The following is a 12,778-nucleotide window of genomic DNA, read 5'->3' on the forward strand; positions in this document are numbered from 1 at the left end:
TTTGGCGCCGCCTTTCACACAGTGCGTGCCGGGCCGGCGTCCCGCATGCCTGTGAAGAACCGCACCAGGCTATGCGGCGCGTCGCCGTCAAAGCACAGGCGCAGGATGCGTTCCGACTCGGCCGCGGCCGCGCTGCTGCGCGCAAACAGCGCCGCTTCATATGCCAGCAGGGCCCCTTCCACGTCGCTTGGCTGCGCGGCAAGCGCCTGCGCCAGCTCGGCGCCGTCCAGCATGGCCAGGTTGGCGCCTTCGCCGGCCGGCGCCATCAAATGGGCCGCGTCGCCCAGCAAGGTCACGCCCGCCACGCGCTGCCAGCGGTGGTCGACGGGCAGCAGGTGCACGGGACGGGGCACGGGCGGCGTGTCCGCGTCCGTGATCAGGGCCGTGAGCGCCGGCGCCCAGCCGGCAAACTGGGCGGCGATGGCCGCCCGGGCGGCAGCGGGATCGGCAAAATCGATGCCTGCCAGCCACTCTTCGGGTTTACTCAGGGCCACATACGCATGCAGCACGCCATCGGCTTCGCGGTGAGCCTGGATGCCCTTGCCCGGCGCCAGCGCGAACAGGGCGCCGGCGCCCACGGCTTGCGCAGTGGCCCCGTGGCGGCGGTCGCTGTCGAACAGATACGTTTCAATGAAGGCAATGCCGCTGTAGGCGGGCTGCGCGCTGGAGAGCAGCGGCCGCACCCGGGACCAGGCGCCGTCCGCGCCCACCAGCAGATCGCTGGCCGCCGTGGCGCCATGCGCAAAGCTCAGCATGTACCTGCCGCCGTCCAGCGTCGCGACGTTTGTCAGCTTGTGGCCCCAGCGCACGCAGCCTTCAGGCAAGGCATCGAGCAAGATGCGGCGCAGCTCGCCGCGCGGCACTTCGGGACGCCCGCCCGTGCCATCGTCGCCCTCGTCGTGCAAGACTGTGCCATGCTGGTCGAGCACGCGGCTCGCTTCGCCGCCCGCATGGATGAGGGCGAGGAAGGCGTCGTGCAGGCCGGCTGCCCGCAGCGCTTGCTGGCCGCTTTCCTCGTGGATGTCGAGCATGCCGCCCTGGCGGCGCGCCTGCGGCGATGCATCCGCTTCATACACGGTGGCGGCGATGCCGTGGACGTGCAGCACGCGGGCGAGCATCAGCCCGCCCAGGCCCGCGCCGATGATGGCGATTTGCATGGTGATCTTTCAGGTGGTGTTCAAAATAGTAGTGGAACGGCGTTCCAGAAGAATTTTGCGGCAAGCCATCATCTGTGTCAAGATAAGCGATGCCCGATACCGTAGCGACCCCACCACGACGCGCCGACTCGCTGACGCGCGACTCCATCATCGACGCCGCCATTGCCCTGCTCGACACAGCGGGCGAGGGCGGCCTGACCTTCCGCGCCCTGGCCGCGCGCCTGGCCACGGGGGCGGGCGCCATCTACTGGCACGTGGCCGACAAGGATGATCTGTTCACGGCCGCCAGCGACGCCATCGTCGCCCGCGCCATGCAGGCCGCCCCGCCTGGCGATACGCCGCAGGCGGGCATCCGCGCCGTGGCGCTGGCCATGTTCGAGGCGATGGATGCGCATCCGTGGCTGGGTTCGGCCCTGTCGCGCGCGCCGGGCCAGCTGCCCACCGTGCGCATCCTGGAACGCCTGGGCCGGCAGGTCGATGCGCTGGGCGTGCCGCAGGACCGGCAGTGGATGGCGGCATGCGCCTTGCTCAATTATCTGCTGGGCGTGAGCGGGCAGAATGCGGCCAATGCCGTCATCGCCCGGGAACAGGGCCTGGAACGCGCGCATTTCCTCGACACCCTGGCGGGCGCCTGGTCACGCCTCGACGCGCAGGCGTTTCCGTTCGCCCGCAAGGTGGCGGGCCAGCTGCGCGCGCACGACGACCGCGAGGATTTTTTGGCGGGCATCGACCTGATCGTGCATGGCATGCAGGCGCTGCAAGCGGGCCGCTAGCCCAGCAAATGTCCCAGCAGCGGCGCCAGCAGCACCGTCACGATGCCGGAAAAGATCATCGTCAGGCTGGCCACGGCGCCTTCTTCCGTGCCGACCCTGCGCGCCACGGAGAGGCCGAAGCCGTGCGCGGCCGCGCCATACGGGGCGCCACGGGCGATGCGCATGCGCAAGGGCAGCAGTTTCAGCAGCGGCTTGCCCAGCATCAAGCCGAACAAGCCCGTCATCACCACGAAGATGCCCGTCAGCTGGGCCGAACCGCCCATGTGGCGCGACGCTTCCAGCGCGAACGGCGTCGAGACGGAGCGTGCCAGCAGGCTGCGCGCCATGTCGCCGTGCACGCCAAATACCCGGTCCAGCAGCAAGGTGGCGGCGACCGATGCCACGATGCCGGCGCAGCTGCCCAGCGACAAGGCCAGCCAATGCTTGCGGATCAGCTTGCGCTCCTGGAAGATGGGCAGCGCAAAGGCGATGGTGGCCGGGCCCAGCAACCACGGCAGCCAGCGCGTCTCGCCGAAATACGTGGCGAACGGCGTCGACGTGGCCTGCACGATGACGATCAAGATGGCCGAAGTGCAGATGGCGGGCGTCAGCAAGAAGTGCGGGTGGCGGCGGTGCACGGCCTGGTTGGCGTAGAACAGCACCAGGGTCAGCAGCAGGAACAGCAGCGACAGCAGCAGGGTGCTCATGCTTGCGCCCTCGCGGCGCGCTGGCGCAGCAGCTTATTCAGACGCAACTTGCGTTCATAGCGGCACACCCATTCCACCGTCAGCGCCGTCGCCAGCATCACGCAGGCAAAGCCCAGGCCGATATTTACGAACAGCATCAGACCTTGCGACTTCAACAGTTGCGTAAATTGCACCACGGATACGACCAGCGGTATGAAGAACAGCAGCATATTGGCCAGCAGCCAGTTCGCGCCCAGTTCGATGGCGGCGGGGCGCACCCAGCCCGCCAGCAGCAGGGCCACCAGCACGAACAGGCCCACCACGCCGCCGGAAAACGGCAAGTGCAGGGCGGACGCGGCTGCGTCGGCCAGCCACCAGGCGGCGATCAGGATGCCCACTTGCCACGCGGTCTGCGCGGGCTGGCGCCAGACAGGGATGGAGAGTGGGGCGGCGGTGGAACAAGGGACGGCTTTCACGGCAGGCTTTCAAACGGATGGGGGAGGTTTTCATTGTAGTGAGCCCACATCAAAAGATAAAATGACTTAAACTCATGATTATCATTCGATATTGGAATGCATCATGGATATCCGCTCCCTGCGCTACTTCGTCGAAGTGGTCGAGCAAGCCAGTTTTACGCGCGCGGCCGCCAGGCTGCACGTGACGCAGCCCACCGTCAGCAAGATGGTGCAACAGCTGGAGCAATCGCTGGACCTGGCCCTGCTGGACCGCGCGGGCAAGCGTTTTACGCTGACGGACGCGGGCAAGGTGGTGCTGTCGCGCGCGCATGAACTGCTGGCCCTGCATGCGGAACTGAAGGTGGAATTGCGTGACCTGCAACATCTGGAACGGGGCGAATTGCGCGTCGGCGTGTCGCCGCAGACGCACTCCACCCTGGCGCCATGGCTGGCCGAATACCACCAGCGCTATCCGGGCATCGAACTGAAAATGTATGAAAGCGGCACGCAGGCGATCGAGCGCGACTTGCGCACCGGCACGGTGGAACTGGGCACCATGCTCGACTATCCGGGCAACGCGGCCACCTGGCAGGATTTCGAAGCCTTGCCCCTCGTGCGCTCGCCGCTGTGCCTGCTGGCGGCGCCTGGCTCGCCGTGGCAGGGGCGCGCTGCCGTGGCCCTGGCCGAGCTGGCCGACAGCCCCTTCATCTCCTATGGCGCCGCGTTTGCCCTCAACGACATCGTGCAGGATGCCTGCCAGCGGGCCGGTTTCGCGCCGCGCATCACGGGCCGCAGCGGCCAGTGGGATTTCATTGCCTCGCTGGTACGCCTGGGCGTGGGCATCTGCCTGCTGCCGAAGATGTATTGCGACACGCTTGATGCCGCACAATTTGACGTCATCCCCCTGGACGGCCCGCCCGTGGAGTGGAATTTGATGCTGGCCTGGCGCCGGGGCGGGCGGCTGTCGTTCGCGGCGCGCGCCTGGCTGGAGCTCGTCAGGGCGCGCATGGCGGACGCGGCACGTTTACAATAGGCGCTCGCCAACTTCCGCCCGACCCGATGAATATCAACGTCAATACCAGACTCAAACGCACGGCCGGCTCATTGCTGCTGGGATTGTTATGCACCGTGGGCCTGATGAGCGAAATGGGCTACGCTCAGGCCGCCCTGCCCGTATATGGCTATTTCGTCAAGAATACCTATCCGCACGATCCCCAGGCTTTCACGCAGGGCTTGCTGTTCAAGGATGGACATTTATATGAAAGCACGGGCCAGAACGGCCAGTCTTCCTTGCGCAAGGTGGAATTGACGACGGGCAAGGTGCTGCAAAAAAGCATGCTCGACAAGAACGTGTTCGGCGAAGGCATCACGGATGTGGGCGATGAGCTCCTGGGCCTGACGTGGATTTCGCAGACCGGCTATGTCTTCGACCTGAAAACCTTCAAATTGAAACGTAAATTCAGCTACCCGGGCGAAGGCTGGGGCCTGGCCAGCGACAATCAATTCGTTTACATGAGCGACGGCACGTCGGCCATCCGCGTGCTCAATCCGAAAACCCTGAAGGAAGTGCGCCGCTTCGAAGTGAAAGCCGAAGGGCGGCCCATCGACCGGCTGAACGAGCTGGAAATGGTCGACGGGCAACTGTTCGCCAATGTGTGGGGCGCGGATGTGATCGCCCGCATCGACCCGGCCAGCGGCAAGGTGGTGGGCTGGATCGACCTGACGGGCTTGCTGCCGCCCGAGCAGCGGGGCACGGCCAATCCCGATGCCGTGCTCAACGGCATCGCCTGGGATGGGCGCGGAAAGCGCCTGTTTGTCACGGGCAAACTGTGGCCCAAGCTGTTCGAAATCGAGCTGATCGAAATCCAGCGCCGTTGATGTTGGCTATCGGACAGTGTTGCTGACGGGAAATCGTCTATGATATGCCTCCTTCGCACCTTGCGACCTTTACAGGATGCCATGCTGTTCTTTTCTTTACACCGCCTGGCCGCCGCCGCCACCCTGGCCGCCGCCATCGTGCCCGCCGCGCAGGCGCAAGCGCCATACGTGCCGGTGATGCAGCAATACGGCGACTTTGTCGTCACGCGTGACCGCCACGACGCGCTCGTTACCTTGTCCTTTCGCCAGCACGGCTACTGGCCCGGCGGCGCGCGCGAAGTGGTGGAGGTGCGTCCGCTGAAAGCGACGCGCGAGGGCCAGCCCATGCTGCTGGCCTTTACCAAGGGCTACACGGGCCAGGGCACCATCCTCATCGGCGTGCAGAATGGTGAACCGCTGATGCGCCCCATCAGTCCCCTGCAGCGCGACAGCATGGTGCGCACGGAGCGCGACCCCGAATGGGGCGTGCCGCAGCCGGGCCGTCCCGAGATGCTGCTGTTTGCCCGCGACGGCCGCGCGCTCGACACGGGCACGGGCGAGCTGCTGTGGTTTGACGTGCCGGGCGGCGTCACCGGCGATTACGCGCCCGCCATGCTGGTCTCCGTTTCGCCCGACGGGCGGCGCGGCGCGTATCTGACGAATGCGCTGACGAATGCGCTGACGAAGGTGGGGATCATCGTCGCCACGCGCGACGACGGCGTGGCCGGCGTGCTGGCCTTGCCGTCCGACACGTATCAACGGTGGCTGAAACCCTTGTCGCAGGCCGCTTCCGCGCAGGCGGGCGCCGCCATCAAGGCGCGCCAGGGCCGCACGGATAGCAACCGCATCCGGCGCGAGCTGGAACTGGCCTGGTTCGGCCAGCAATTTCAATGGAAACAAGGCAAGGGCGGCTGGCAAGTGACGGGCTTGGGCCTCAGTTCCGCGCCCCCGGAAGGAAAACAGCCATGAGCTACCCTCAACTCATCGCCGGCTGTTTCGCCGCATCGTTGCTGGCCGGCTGCGTGCACAGCGAGATCACCCCCAGGGATTATCTGGCGCAAGACATCGACAAGAGCCAGGCCCTGGTGGAAGTGGACGTCGTCTTCGGGCAAGCGCCCGACGACAAGCTGACGTCGCGCATGACGGCGCGCAACAGCGTGGAATACGGGGGCGCGCCGCATATCGTCGTGCCGTTCTACCAGAAGGGCCTGGGCTTCGACCAGGGTTTCGCCGGCACCTACATGTTTGCCGTGCCTTATCCGATCGCTAAGGTGGAAACGGCCACGGCCAGCAGCCGCATCTTCGGCCAAAAACTTGACGGCCAGCAGCCGGGCAGTCCGCGCTACCGCTTCCGCGTGCCGGGCAAGGCGCAGTGGAACAGCAATGAAACCTTCATGCTGAGCTTTGCGCGCAAGGGCCGCCGCGAAGAAATCACTTTCCGCTTCAGCAACGAGCAAAGCTGCCCGTCCGCTTTCCTGGCCACCACGCCACTGTATGGCTTTCCCATCAAGGTCGTCGCCACGTTCAAGGGCAATCAAGGCTGCCTGAAAGTGTGCGACAGCCGCCACCAGTGGCCCGGCTTTTGCGCCTTCCAGCCGCCGCCAGGTGCCTGACTATCATCATGCAAGCGACGCGTCGGCCTTGGACGGTGCGGCGCTTATACACGCGCGCGTTTCGCCGATTCTATTCAATTGTCATCGAATGGCGGCGTAAAACGCTTATTTATGCGCTGAAAACCCGGCTGAATTGACGCAGATCAATACCGCGGCCAGCACATAAATCTTGCCGCAAAAATATCTTTCTCAGGCGTATGATTTCCGTGCCGTGAGCAGCGCACGCAGATGGTGCGGCCCGGCCCGATATCCGAAACGCATCGTTCCTGTGGAGAGACAGAATGAAAATGCCCGTTTTAGGAAGCACCCAGGCCGCCATCAGCAACCGTCCGCTCGACATGCTGGCCACCGATACGGCGGCAGTGCGCGCCATCGCCCAGGCAGCCGTCAGCGTGGAACTGTTCACCATTCCCCTGTACATGGCCACCATGTATTCGATCCAGGGCACGCACCAGATCAACTCGAAAGGCATCACCTACTACGAAGGCCGCCAGTGGCCGGGCATGGGCACCACGGCGCGGCCCGAACTGAAGGAGCAGAAGGCTTTCAATATCATTTTCAGCGTCTTCATCCAGGAAATGCTGCACCTGCAGATGGCGGCCAACCTGGCCACGGCCATCGGCACGGCGCCATGCTTCACGGGCTCGGAGCTGCAGTCGCAGGACCACGGCTGGACCTGCTACGGCAAGGATTGCACTGTGATCCCGCACATCGTCGACTTGCAGGACACGGCCGGCTACCGCCACGTGCGCGTCAACCTGGAAGAGCTGAACGATAACCAGTGTGACCTGTTCCTCGCCATCGAGCAGCCGGAACAGCAGGCGCGCGCCCAGCTGGCGAAGTTTGACGAGCACAACCACACCAAATATTTCCCCGAGGTACCGTTCGTGGGCTGGACGCCGGGCAAGCACGTGCATGATCTGCCCCTGTTCGGTACCATCGGCTACATGTATGAGTGCTACGCGCGCTATATCAGCATCGAATACACGGATGGCCAGACCTTGTGGCACAAGCTGTTCGTCAACGGCTCGGTGCAGCAGGACATGTTCAACAGCCAGGTGCAGGGCCATGCGCGGGCCGAGTTTCCCAAGTTCGACACCTGCTTCGGCCCGCAGGACCAGGATGGCGGCCAGACGGGCTCGTTCAACAAGGCCATCGACATGATGGCGGCCATCACGGACCAGGGCGAGGGCAGTGCCACGGCCATCCAGCGCTACCGCCGTGACGCAGGGCAGCGCCTGATGGCCGTGCAGCCCGACTACCGCGAAGACCTGGCCGCGTTGAAGTGCGATTACCCCTCGTACGCGAACAATGGCAAGGACGCCGAATCGCGCGACGCACAGGCACGCCACGACAGCGCCCCGTTCGACCACTACGAGCGCTTCGGTCAGGTCAAGGCCATGCTGCCCGTGCAGACCTGGGCCGGCTGGCACAAGGAAGGCGGGCGCTGGAGCGAAGCCATGCTGACCAACGAGCGCTACAATCCGGCCACCGCGCCGAAGAACATCCCCGCGCCCGCTGCCGTGGCGGGCGCCCTGAACCGCCTGAAGGATACCAGCGGCACATTGGGGATGCTGAGCACGGTGGCCACGGGCGCCATCTATGGCATCACTTCCGTGCTGGACAAGTACTGGCTGAACCAGCAACTGGAGTTTCCGTATCCGTCGATGGTGGGCGCGGGCGACCGCATGGCCATTTGCTGGGCCGTGCTGGGCCAGGCGCCGAACCTGGCGACGGGCGTGCCGCTGGCCGAGAAAGGCGTGCTGTACCACGCCTGCCAGGGCATGCATCTGGAGGGCGAGGCCTTGTCCACCTGCGCCGCGCTGGCCGTCTACCATACGTGCCGCGGCTCCAACGGCTGCCACGCCCAAGGCGGCTGCGGCTTTGCCCAGGCGGACACGGGCGGCTCGTCCTGCGGCCATTCGGTCAAGGCTGCCGCGGCGCCTGGCAGCGAGTGCTACGTGCCGCCACCGCCGCCGCAGGACGATAAAGTCTACAGCGCGCCCAGCGACAACAAATGCGGCGGCTTCGGCGGCTGCGCCGTGCCGATTTCGGCATCGCAGCTGTATCCGAACACCACGAAGAAGGATCCGCCCGAGCCCGCCACCATGACCCTGTACGATTTCGGCCCCGCGCCCGACCACCACAGCATTCCGCTGGACCAGAGCATGCGCTTCGCGCCCGGCGACAATGTCTACGACAAGGCATGGGAAGCCTACGGCAAGGTGATGGCGGCGCGCGGCACGCCGGTGGGCGCGCCGCCGGCGCCCACCGACCTGCGCCTGGCCTTGCCGCCGTCGACTTGATGGCGGCCGTCAAGCCAGCGGCGCTTCCGCGCCTGGGCCTGCCGAACTTGGGCCTGGGCGTGGGGCTGCGCCCGCCCCATTACGCGCACATTCTGGAACACGGGCCGCAGGTGGACTGGTTCGAGATCATCAGCGAGAATTTCATCGACAACCACGGCTATGCGCGCCATGTGCTCGAGCAGGTGGCGGCGCAGGTGCCCATCGTCATGCATGGCGTGTCGCTGTCGATCGGCAGCAGCGATCCCCTGAGCCTGGCCTACCTGCGCAAGCTGCGCCAGTTGGCCGCCGAGATCCGCCCCGCGTGGATTTCCGACCACCTGTGCTGGACGGGCGCCGCCTCGCTCAACAGCCATGACTTGCTGCCCTTGCCGCTGGACGAGGCCAGCCTGCGCCATGTGGGCGCGCGCGTGCGCCAGGTACAGGAATTCCTGGGCCGGCCCCTGATCCTGGAAAACCCCAGCACCTACGTGGAGTTTGCCCAGTCCAGCATGCCGGAATGGGAATTCCTGGGCCGCCTGGCGGTGGACACGGGCTGCGGACTCTTGCTCGACGTTAATAATGTCCACGTCAGCGCGCATAACCATGGCTATGACGCGGCAGCCTACATCCGCCAGTTGCCGCATGACCACATCGTGCAAATCCACCTGGCCGGGCCCACCGTCTGCGGCGACGTGCTGATCGACACGCACGACGCCCCCGTGCCGGCCGCCGTCTGGCGCCTGTACGCGCTGGCGCAGCAGTTGACGGGGGGCGTGTCGGCCCTGCTGGAATGGGATGCGGATATCCCGGCGTACCCGCAGCTGCTGGCTGAACTCGACAAGGCGCGCGCGGCCGGGCGGGGAGAGTTTTCCGATGCCGTGCCAGCCACGGCCACGGCCACGGCGAGCCTGGCCGCCGTCTCGGCGCCGCTGGGCTTTCACCTGAAGGCCGCCCATGCCCCGTAGCGCCGACGGCGACGCGCGCGCGGACGCACCGCTGGCGCAATTGCAATCGTGGTTTTTGACGGCGATGACGGCGCCGGGCGGTGCGGCGCGCGGCGCGCAGCTGGCCAGCGAGCGCCACGGCTTGACGCAGGAGCAAGTGTTGAAGCGGGCGCGGGGCGGGCCGGCGCCGCTGCACATCCATGCGGACGGCTACGTGCAGCGTCTGCTCGAATGCCTGCAGGCCGACTATCCTGTCTTGCGCAAGGTCATGGGCGACGAGCTGTTCGCCTTCTTTGCCCGCGCCTATGTCTGGCGCCACCCGTCCGCTTCCCCGACCTTGTACGACCTGGGCGGCGGCTTTGCCGATTTTCTCGCCGCCAGCCAGGGTGCCGCCGGCGCGCAGGGGGACGTCTTGCGCTTTCCCGTCGAACTGGCGCGGCTGGAGCGGGCGCGCAGCGAGGCGGGCAGGGCGCCGGGGCTGGAAAAACTGGCGCAGCCCGTCCTGCCGTCCGGTCTGGACTTGCTTTTGGGAAATGCGCCGGCCTGGCGCCTGGCGCCGTGCACGCGGCTGCTGGCCCTGTCATTTCCCTTGTGTGCATTCTGGCAACAGGTGCAGGTGGCGCCGGACGCTGCCGTGCCGGCTCAGCCGCAGGCCAGTCCCGCCTTTGTTGCCATTTCACGCATGCATTACCAGCTTGCCATGCAAGAGCTGCAGCCGTGGCAATTTGACTGCCTGCAGGCGCTGGCCGGGGGCGCGACGCTGGCGCAGTGCGCGCAGCAGGCGGCACGGTCCAGCGGCAGGGCGCCGGACGAGGTGCTGGCCGACGCCATGCTGTGGCTGCCCTTGGCGGCCGCGGCCGGGCTGGTCACCAGCGCTGCCTGAGCGGAAAGCGGCGGACGCAAAAAAGGCCGATGAAAATCGGCCTCGATGACAACTGCAGGTGTTGCTTAGCGGTAAAACGCTTCGACTTTGCCCTTCAGCTTGATCTGCAGCGGACGGCCGCGGCGGTCGAGGGACTTGGTGGAAGCGACCTTGATCCAGCGTTCGCTGATGCAATATTCTTCCACGTCAAGTCGTTCCTTGTCGTTGAAGCGGATGCCGACGTCGTTCTCGAACACGGCTGCAACGTGGTAAGGGCTGCTCGGGTCGATCGACAGGCGATCGGGCAATGGGGGTAAGGTAGTGGTATCGTTCATGGGCGTAATTATCTCCCAGAATGCCGATCCAGACAACGGCCTTTCGCACGCCGTCTATCTGGCTGGACGCGAAATGGCGGGCGCGGCCGTGTGCGTGGATGGCGGCGGCGGTGATGATGAACTGTGCGGCATTCCCGTCGGGTCGGCCAGCTGGATGACCGTGCCGTGCTGCCAGGCGTCGGCACCAGCAACGATGGCGGGCGCGGCGATGTCGGTCCGCTGGCGGCGTTTTTCGGCCGAATCGATGCCGAAGCGGTGGTCGCGCGCGGCGACCATGGCGGCGTCGGCCTGGCCGTCGGCTGTAAAGCCCATCATCAGTTGCGGCACGCCCAGCGGCAAGGTCTTGTGCAGATCCGTGTGCCAGGTATGCCAGGTCTTGCCGTAGGTGCCCACCAGCTTTTGCATCAGCGCCTTTTCCGCCACGGCCGGTATGCCGGGCGCGATCAGCTGGCCCGACTTCACTTCATGCACATGGCTGTGCCACAGCGCTTTTTCCGCCGCGGGCAAACCTTGGTACAGCCTGGCGCTGACGATGTATTCGACGCCCATCAGCTTGGCATCCTTGACGTTGCCGTCGTAAATCACGCATTGAATCAACTCTTCATTGACGATGGCGCAATAGTGGTGCGCCTCCATCTGACCGCGCAGATTGCCGTTGTAGAAATGAAAACCGTCGAGATAGGCATTGAGGGCCGCAATGGGCGGCCGGGCTTGCAGGGCGTCGGCGCCAGCATCGAGCACGCGCGTGGAGACCCCGGCTGGCGCGCCCGGGGCCTCCACGTTCGATGCCGTATTCCTGGCGCCGCAGGCGGCCAGGCCCATGCCCAGCCCGGCGCACAGCATGGCCGTCAGCGCTTTCATGCCGACCAGCGGTATCGGGCCGTGCCTGCGAAATCAGGATTTGTCGTCATTCTTGTGGCTTTGACGTCCCGCTTCCACGTGCTGCTCATGCGTGCCGCCGCGCGTGCCGGAGCCGGAACCCGATTGCTGGCTGCCGCCGCCGCTCTTGCCCTGGCCCGATTGCTGGCCCGACTGCTGCGAACCTTGTGAGCCTGATTGCTTGTCGCCGTCATTCTTGTGGCTTTGGCGGCCCGCCTCGACGTGCTGCTCGTGCGTGCCGCCCTGGGTGCCGCCCGACGATTGGCGGCTGCCGGACTGTTTGTCCGACTGTTGGCTGCCCGATTGCTGTTTGTCCGATTGGCTGCCGGATTTGTCGTTGCTGTTCGAAGTCATGATCATGTCCCCTAAGGTTAGTCTGCGTCGTCATCCGCTCCAATATTGGGTCGGATGTTCCTGCTGAGCTCCGGCGCCGTGCAGCACCGTTGAGACCATTCTCGTTGCAAGCGTCGGGCTTAACCATAGGGACACTCCTTGTCGCCACGTAGGAAAACTCCGGCGTAGCTGACAACCATTTCTACATTTGCATTGTTTACAAGTGCCCTGTTTCCTGCGGCGGCCTGTCCCAGTCGTCATGCCAGCCATCGACAAAGGTGACGGGCACCCGGGCCAGCTCGGCCGCCGCCGCATCGTCGAGGCAGTTCACGCCAATGCCGACAAATGGGCCGCTGCGGGGCGAATCGCCGTAGCCAAACGGACGTACGCCGCAGTGGCGGCAAAAATAGTGGCGCTCGCGCCCGGCGCCGAAGCGGTATGCGCTCAAGTCGCCTTCGCCGGCCAGCAACTGGAAGTCGGCGGGCGGCACCTGGCTGGCCCAGCAGCGGATTTTCAGGCAATAGGAACAGTTGCAGCGCAGGCTGGGGGCCGCCAGGTCGATCTTGGCCGCGAAGCGCACGGCGCCGCAGTGGCAACTGCCATGGTAGGTTTTTTTCATC

General features: G+C 65.6%; 15 protein-coding genes. 8 read left to right on the plus strand and 7 right to left on the minus strand.

Annotation, left to right across the window (positions count from 1 at the left end; all coding sequences use genetic code 11):
• Positions 1 to 14 precede the first annotated feature (14 nt).
• A complete protein-coding gene (locus tag AC1RBA_RS03590; RefSeq protein WP_492416619.1) occupies positions 15 to 1,157 on the minus strand; it encodes an FAD-dependent oxidoreductase in 1,143 nt (380 codons plus the stop codon).
• An 89-nt stretch (positions 1,158 to 1,246) separates the two neighbouring features.
• Between AC1RBA_RS03590 and AC1RBA_RS03595 the strand changes: the two genes are divergently transcribed.
• Entirely contained in the window at positions 1,247 to 1,930 is a 684-nt protein-coding gene (locus tag AC1RBA_RS03595) for a TetR/AcrR family transcriptional regulator (RefSeq protein ID WP_492416621.1), read from the plus strand.
• Here the strand turns inward: AC1RBA_RS03595 and AC1RBA_RS03600 are convergent.
• Together AC1RBA_RS03600 and AC1RBA_RS03605 are read right to left on the minus strand one after the other, a co-directional pair.
• On the minus strand, positions 1,927 to 2,616 hold the full coding sequence (locus AC1RBA_RS03600) for an LrgB family protein (protein ID WP_492416623.1): 690 nt from the start codon (positions 2,614 to 2,616) through the stop codon (positions 1,927 to 1,929). The genes AC1RBA_RS03595 and AC1RBA_RS03600 overlap by 4 nt on opposite strands.
• Entirely contained in the window at positions 2,613 to 3,071 is a 459-nt protein-coding gene (locus tag AC1RBA_RS03605; RefSeq protein WP_492416625.1) for a CidA/LrgA family protein, read from the minus strand. Before AC1RBA_RS03605 ends, AC1RBA_RS03600 begins: the two co-directional genes overlap by 4 nt.
• A 103-nt stretch (positions 3,072 to 3,174) precedes the next feature.
• Between AC1RBA_RS03605 and AC1RBA_RS03610 the strand changes: the two genes are divergently transcribed.
• From AC1RBA_RS03610 to AC1RBA_RS03640, 7 genes are all read left to right on the plus strand, one after another.
• Entirely contained in the window at positions 3,175 to 4,083 is a 909-nt protein-coding gene (locus AC1RBA_RS03610; RefSeq protein WP_492416627.1) for a LysR family transcriptional regulator, read from the plus strand.
• A gap of 26 nt (positions 4,084 to 4,109) precedes the next feature.
• The gene (locus AC1RBA_RS03615; protein ID WP_492416629.1) at positions 4,110 to 4,928 is read left to right on the plus strand and encodes a glutaminyl-peptide cyclotransferase; all 819 of its coding nucleotides are present in this window, start codon (positions 4,110 to 4,112) and stop codon (positions 4,926 to 4,928) included.
• 81 nt (positions 4,929 to 5,009) lie between these two features.
• Positions 5,010 to 5,876: a hypothetical protein gene (locus tag AC1RBA_RS03620; RefSeq protein ID WP_492416631.1), complete on the plus strand. Its 867-nt coding sequence runs from the start codon at positions 5,010 to 5,012 to the stop codon at positions 5,874 to 5,876.
• Positions 5,873 to 6,520: a hypothetical protein gene (locus AC1RBA_RS03625; RefSeq protein ID WP_492416633.1), complete on the plus strand. Its 648-nt coding sequence runs from the start codon at positions 5,873 to 5,875 to the stop codon at positions 6,518 to 6,520. The genes AC1RBA_RS03620 and AC1RBA_RS03625 overlap by 4 nt, the downstream gene beginning before the upstream one ends.
• 281 nt (positions 6,521 to 6,801) lie before the next feature.
• Entirely contained in the window at positions 6,802 to 8,826 is a 2,025-nt protein-coding gene (locus tag AC1RBA_RS03630; protein WP_492416635.1) for a ferritin-like domain-containing protein, read from the plus strand.
• The gene (gene bufB, locus AC1RBA_RS03635; protein ID WP_492417167.1) at positions 8,826 to 9,770 is read left to right on the plus strand and encodes an MNIO family bufferin maturase; all 945 of its coding nucleotides are present in this window, start codon (positions 8,826 to 8,828) and stop codon (positions 9,768 to 9,770) included. The genes AC1RBA_RS03630 and bufB overlap by 1 nt, the downstream gene beginning before the upstream one ends.
• On the plus strand, positions 9,760 to 10,632 hold the full coding sequence (locus AC1RBA_RS03640) for an HvfC/BufC family peptide modification chaperone (RefSeq protein WP_492416636.1): 873 nt from the start codon (positions 9,760 to 9,762) through the stop codon (positions 10,630 to 10,632). The genes bufB and AC1RBA_RS03640 overlap by 11 nt, the downstream gene beginning before the upstream one ends.
• Before the next feature lie 65 nt (positions 10,633 to 10,697).
• Here AC1RBA_RS03640 and AC1RBA_RS03645 read toward each other — a convergent pair whose 3' ends face one another.
• The 4 genes from AC1RBA_RS03645 to AC1RBA_RS03660 form a co-directional block, all read right to left on the minus strand.
• Positions 10,698 to 10,946 carry a DUF3297 family protein gene (locus AC1RBA_RS03645; protein WP_010398340.1) on the minus strand — a complete coding sequence of 83 codons (249 nt, stop codon included), beginning with the start codon at positions 10,944 to 10,946 and terminating at the stop codon, positions 10,698 to 10,700.
• 54 nt (positions 10,947 to 11,000) lie between these two features.
• Positions 11,001 to 11,807 carry an OBAP family protein gene (locus AC1RBA_RS03650; protein WP_492416638.1) on the minus strand — a complete coding sequence of 269 codons (807 nt, stop codon included), beginning with the start codon at positions 11,805 to 11,807 and terminating at the stop codon, positions 11,001 to 11,003.
• A 33-nt stretch (positions 11,808 to 11,840) separates the two neighbouring features.
• Complete coding sequence (locus AC1RBA_RS03655) at positions 11,841 to 12,179, minus strand: hypothetical protein (RefSeq protein ID WP_205602360.1); 339 nt, start codon at positions 12,177 to 12,179, stop codon at positions 11,841 to 11,843.
• 196 nt (positions 12,180 to 12,375) lie between these two features.
• Positions 12,376 to 12,777: a GFA family protein gene (locus AC1RBA_RS03660; protein ID WP_492416640.1), complete on the minus strand. Its 402-nt coding sequence runs from the start codon at positions 12,775 to 12,777 to the stop codon at positions 12,376 to 12,378.
• Between the last annotated feature and the right edge of the window lies 1 nt (position 12,778).

The organism is Janthinobacterium sp. GW823-FHT03B06 (genome assembly GCF_058796955.1).

Bases quoted from the DNA above. Each gene is read 5' to 3' on its own strand.
- AC1RBA_RS03590 (WP_492416619.1), bottom strand. From the start codon at position 1,157: ATGCAAATCGCCATCATCGGCGCGGGCCTGGGCGGGCTGATGCTCGCC.
- AC1RBA_RS03595 (WP_492416621.1), top strand. From the start codon at position 1,247: ATGCCCGATACCGTAGCGACCCCACCACGACGCGCCGACTCGCTGACG.
- AC1RBA_RS03600 (WP_492416623.1), bottom strand. From the start codon at position 2,616: ATGAGCACCCTGCTGCTGTCGCTGCTGTTCCTGCTGCTGACCCTGGTG.
- AC1RBA_RS03610 (WP_492416627.1), top strand. From the start codon at position 3,175: ATGGATATCCGCTCCCTGCGCTACTTCGTCGAAGTGGTCGAGCAAGCC.
- AC1RBA_RS03615 (WP_492416629.1), top strand. From the start codon at position 4,110: ATGAATATCAACGTCAATACCAGACTCAAACGCACGGCCGGCTCATTG.
- AC1RBA_RS03620 (WP_492416631.1), top strand. From the start codon at position 5,010: ATGCTGTTCTTTTCTTTACACCGCCTGGCCGCCGCCGCCACCCTGGCC.
- AC1RBA_RS03625 (WP_492416633.1), top strand. From the start codon at position 5,873: ATGAGCTACCCTCAACTCATCGCCGGCTGTTTCGCCGCATCGTTGCTG.
- AC1RBA_RS03630 (WP_492416635.1), top strand. From the start codon at position 6,802: ATGAAAATGCCCGTTTTAGGAAGCACCCAGGCCGCCATCAGCAACCGT.
- bufB (WP_492417167.1), top strand. From the start codon at position 8,826: ATGGCGGCCGTCAAGCCAGCGGCGCTTCCGCGCCTGGGCCTGCCGAAC.
- AC1RBA_RS03640 (WP_492416636.1), top strand. From the start codon at position 9,760: ATGCCCCGTAGCGCCGACGGCGACGCGCGCGCGGACGCACCGCTGGCG.
- AC1RBA_RS03645 (WP_010398340.1), bottom strand. From the start codon at position 10,946: ATGAACGATACCACTACCTTACCCCCATTGCCCGATCGCCTGTCGATC.
- AC1RBA_RS03650 (WP_492416638.1), bottom strand. From the start codon at position 11,807: ATGAAAGCGCTGACGGCCATGCTGTGCGCCGGGCTGGGCATGGGCCTG.
- AC1RBA_RS03655 (WP_205602360.1), bottom strand. From the start codon at position 12,179: ATGACTTCGAACAGCAACGACAAATCCGGCAGCCAATCGGACAAACAG.
- AC1RBA_RS03660 (WP_492416640.1), bottom strand. From the start codon at position 12,777: ATGAAAAAAACCTACCATGGCAGTTGCCACTGCGGCGCCGTGCGCTTC.